Raw genomic sequence first — 4104 nt, forward strand, 5'->3', positions numbered from 1 at the left:
GTCGAGAAGAAATGCGATGCGCTTTCCGGAGGGTATGCAATCCAACACCTGTTTCAGATCATCCACGCACTTGCCGAGCGCGCCCAGATGCCCAGCGTGACTCGGGTTTGCCACAACAACCACGTCGTGAGTCTCACACACTGTCTTGTAGTTGAATGCTGCGGTGGCATGACGGGTTTCATCTACATTGTTGGTGACCACCATCTCCGCAAGTTCCTCAGTCGAAAGGTTCAGGTAGTCTTGCGGGAAGGTGGCAAACCTCTTCACGGCGCCAGGAGGAGCCCAACCGGAGACCCTGGGAGCGCAGAGCACCAGTGTTCCACCGGGCTCAAGGGCCATGTCCGCCCGTATGAGCGCCTTCAGACACTCGTTCATGTATGGCGAACATGTGCACGCAACGACAGTATCCACCCGTTTTGGCAGCCTGGTCGTCCTGGTCTCCAGGAACCGTCTGACACCTTCCCGGTGAGCCTTGACCGGATGTCCGGCGACGACTGCGGTAGGCCTTCTCTCGTGGTCTACAACGGTGTTAATCACGAAGTTCAGGCCTATAAGCTCTCCTGCTTCTTCAAGGTCCTGCCTGACCGGGTTGTCGTCCACACGGCCCATGGCCGATTTGGGGGAAAGCATGAGGCAGTGGTTGTGGTCCACACTTGTCTTGGATGCTATCCCGGGCATCACGATCTTATGGCCTCCGCTGAACCCGGCATCCATGTGTGGTATCACACTGCCCAACCCCACCATGAAGTCGAGCTCGTCCACGATGGAGTTCGCCCAGATGGGGGTGCCGAACGATGTTATACCTCGGAAGACCATAGGTGAGTGTCTAGCATCATGATCGACAACCCAAGGCCAGCCTGCAAATGCTGAACCCACCTTAGCCTCGAGGCTTCCCTCTTCGTGAATGTGCAGTCCGGGGGAGTGGACGAGACAGATATGCTCCTCGCTTACTCCCGCTTCAAGCAGGTAGGCAACAAGCACCGGGAGTATTGCTGCCACCGGGGTGGGCCTTGTAAGGTCATCGAAGATGACTCCCACTTTCGAGCCGGACCCCACAAGCTCTCCCAGTGGGGGTGATCCCACCGGTGTGTTCAGTGCAGTCAGGATGGCATCTCTGAGGTCAGCTACAGGTTGACCTTCCGGTGGTTCGTAGATGGAGCACCCACAGGGAATCGACGGTTTGACACACTCAGGGTCACATGAACAGCTCTTGCAGTTGTATGGCACTGCGCTTACCTCGCTCACACTCTGTAGATAGCCTGTCGGACTACGCGAACCCCAACAATCTGGGGAGGAACAAGACAACGTCTGGGGTGTACGTGATCACTGCCAGCAGGACGATGTCGAGAGCCAAAAAGGGGATGAGCTCTCTAACTAAGTCCTTGAAACTGACCTTACATATTGAGAGAGTTGCGAAAAGCCCACTGCCTACCGGAGGCGTGAGCATCCCAATCATCAGGTTGAAGATGGCGATGACTCCGAAGTGAACAGGGTGTATTCCGAACTTGGTTGCTATGGGGAAGAGGATCGGACACAGCAGCAGCTGGGCCGATATGATGGGAAGCCACATTCCCCAGAACAAGAAGAGAAGGTTGACCATAAGAAGGAACATGAACTTGGAACCACCGGTCATGTGGATGACCCACTCTGTGAGCATCATGGGGAACCCCTCGTATGAGAGAACCCACTCTAGAACGGCCGAGCCTCCCAGAAGGATGTATATCTGAGCAGATGCAAACGCCGCCTTGCCGATTATCGCTGGGAACTGCTTGATGGTGACATCGCCACTGGCGAACGCCACTATGCCGGAGTATACAGCAGCTACAGCTGCAGCTTCTGTTGGGCTGAATACGCCCAGAACTATGCCGCCCACGATTATGACCGGAGCAATAAGGGCGAAGACTCCGCCTTTGATTGCCCCCCAGAACTCATGGGCCGACACTGGGGCAACTCTGTAGGGGTAGTCTCTTTCCTTGGTCCGCCAGGCTACCACAATTGCGCACGCCACTCCGATGAGAAGTCCCGGTATGGCTCCACCCAGAAACAGACCTCCAATGGAGACTCCCACGATCCCGCCGATGGTGACCGCGGGCATGCTGGGGGGGATGAGCGGGGCCTGGAGGCTGGACGCGGCGGTCACAGCTGCACTGAAGGTTTCGTCGTAGCCTGCTTCTTTCATTGCCCGGATTTCTATGGATCCAAGACCGGCAATGTCAGCCAGAGAGGCCCCGCTTATGCCCCCGAAGATAGTGCTGGCAATGATGTTTGCGTAGGCCAGGCCGCCCCGTATACGTCCTACCAGCACCTCCGACAGCTTGAGTATCCGTAGCGTGAGTCCCCCTGAGTTCATGAGCTCTCCTGCCAGGATGAACAGGGGTATCGCGAGAAGAGTGAAGCTATCCAGACCGGTGAAGACTCTGCTTGGGGCTTCCATGAGCAAGAAGGCTTTCCCAGTTGCGATGAGCCAGACCACGCCCCACCCCAATGTGACATAGAGAATCGGCACTCCGGCGAACAGCAACACGCAAAAGCCGATGACTCCGACGGCGATTGTCATCTTGGCGCACCTCTCCTCCATCGCTCAGGGTGCCTGATCCAGCCATCGACCAACTGGACGAGACCTAGAAAAGCTCCAAGCGGTATGGTTGTGTAGACGTATCCAAATGGAATCCTCAGTCCGGGGGTTCGGGATCTCATGCCGAACTCCACCAGATTCCATCCTTCAACAAGCAAGACTATGAGGCAGAAACCCACGAAGGCGTCAATCAAGATCCGGGACAACCTGGACCTCTTGATACGGTCGTAGAACAGATCGACGCGTATATAGGCATCGGTCCGGGTCAAAGGGGATAGGCCTAGCACGGCGGCGGTCATGCCGCTGTATCTGACGAGTTCCTCCACCCATGTGTGGGCTATCCCAAGAAGATACCTGGTCATGACCTGCATAAACATCAGCAGCGTCGCGGCGGTCAAAGCGATCCCCATTGCTATGCAGGCACCCTGGTTCAACCTGAGCGCAATCTGGGAGAACAGACACAGTCGCTCATTGTCGTAGCGCATGCTGTGTAGACTACCTCGCTTTCTCAGCGCCGTGAAAGCGGGGCGGGCAGCAACATGTGTGCCCGCCCGTGGCTTGGGTGATTGATTGACTACTTGATGCCAAGCCTTGCTTCGGATGCTTTGACTTCTTCAAGAAGCGCCTTGACGAAGTCCATGTCCCCCTCGGTGAGCTTGTCCATCATTGCGATCACTGCAGGCTGGCAGGCATCTTTGAACTCCTGGAGTTCCTTCGGGCTGAGTACGTAGACTTCCAGCTTCTCCTGCAGAAGCTTCTTGGCCTCCATGTCTTTAACTTCGAAGACTCCCCGGTGAGCTTGTGCCGCGTACATGGCCGCCATGTCAACTACCCAACGATCTTCCGGTGAGAGGGACTTGTAGAACTTCGTGTTTATGTAGGTCGCCGACATCGCGCTGAAAGGCCCAGGGATGGTCATGTATTTCTGGACCTCTTGCAGGGCCTTGTAGACTATGTTCATTGGAGGGTTCTCTTGCCCATCAACGACTTTTGTCTGCAAGCACGTGTAGAGCTCTGCCCACGGGACTGGCACCGGAGACGCTCCCAGAGCTTTCATGACCGTCGAATAGATCTCGCCTTCCATGACCCTCATTTTGAGGCCTTTGAGGTCAGCAGGCTTCCTGATCGGACGCACGCTATTGGTCATGAAGCGCTGGCCTTCGCCTATGACAGACAGAATGCGAATTCCGGCAGCCTTCTCAAGCTTCTCGTTGACGTGGCCCAGTATGTGTGGAGCTTCCAGGACGTCCATGCCGGCCTTGGTATCGCTGAATAGGTAAGGTATGTTCAGCGCGTTGAGCGTCGGGCAGTACTTGGACGCAACAACACCAGAAGGCATACTTCCGCAGACCTGCACGGTACCTCTCACAAGCAGATCCAGTACTTGCGGAGCGGTGCCCATGGACGCCGCAGGGTGAAGCGTTACCGACATACGACCATTGGAGAGAGTCTCGACGTAGTACTTGAAGACGTTGAAGTAGGCACTCTGGGGGTGGCTCCATGGATCTATCGTCTCTCCCCATGCAGCC

At 56.1% G+C, this 4104-nt stretch carries 4 protein-coding genes; all 4 read right to left on the reverse strand.

Features of this window, described 5'->3' with window-relative positions; translation table 11 throughout:
- On the reverse strand, positions 1-1245 hold a 1245-nt coding region (locus tag NUW23_02840), incomplete at its 3' end, for a lactate racemase domain-containing protein (GenBank protein MCR4425115.1).
- A 22-nt stretch (positions 1246-1267) separates the two neighbouring features.
- Complete coding sequence (locus tag NUW23_02845; protein ID MCR4425116.1) at positions 1268-2557, reverse strand: TRAP transporter large permease; 1290 nt, start codon at positions 2555-2557, stop codon at positions 1268-1270.
- The gene (locus NUW23_02850; protein ID MCR4425117.1) at positions 2554-3060 is read right to left on the reverse strand and encodes a TRAP transporter small permease; all 507 of its coding nucleotides are present in this window, start codon (positions 3058-3060) and stop codon (positions 2554-2556) included. Before NUW23_02850 ends, NUW23_02845 begins: the two co-directional genes overlap by 4 nt.
- Positions 3061-3149: 89 nt before the next feature.
- On the reverse strand, positions 3150-4104 hold a 955-nt coding region (locus NUW23_02855; protein MCR4425118.1), incomplete at its 5' end, for a TRAP transporter substrate-binding protein.

The organism is Bacillota bacterium (assembly GCA_024655925.1).
Taxonomy (GTDB): Bacteria; Bacillota; DTU025; order DTU025; family JANLFS01; genus JANLFS01.

What these genes read in the sequence shown, in the direction of transcription:
- NUW23_02845 (MCR4425116.1), bottom strand. Translation starts at nt 2,557, where the DNA reads ATGACAATCGCCGTCGGAGTCATCGGCTTTTGCGTGTTGCTGTTCGCC.
- NUW23_02850 (MCR4425117.1), bottom strand. Translation starts at nt 3,060, where the DNA reads ATGCGCTACGACAATGAGCGACTGTGTCTGTTCTCCCAGATTGCGCTC.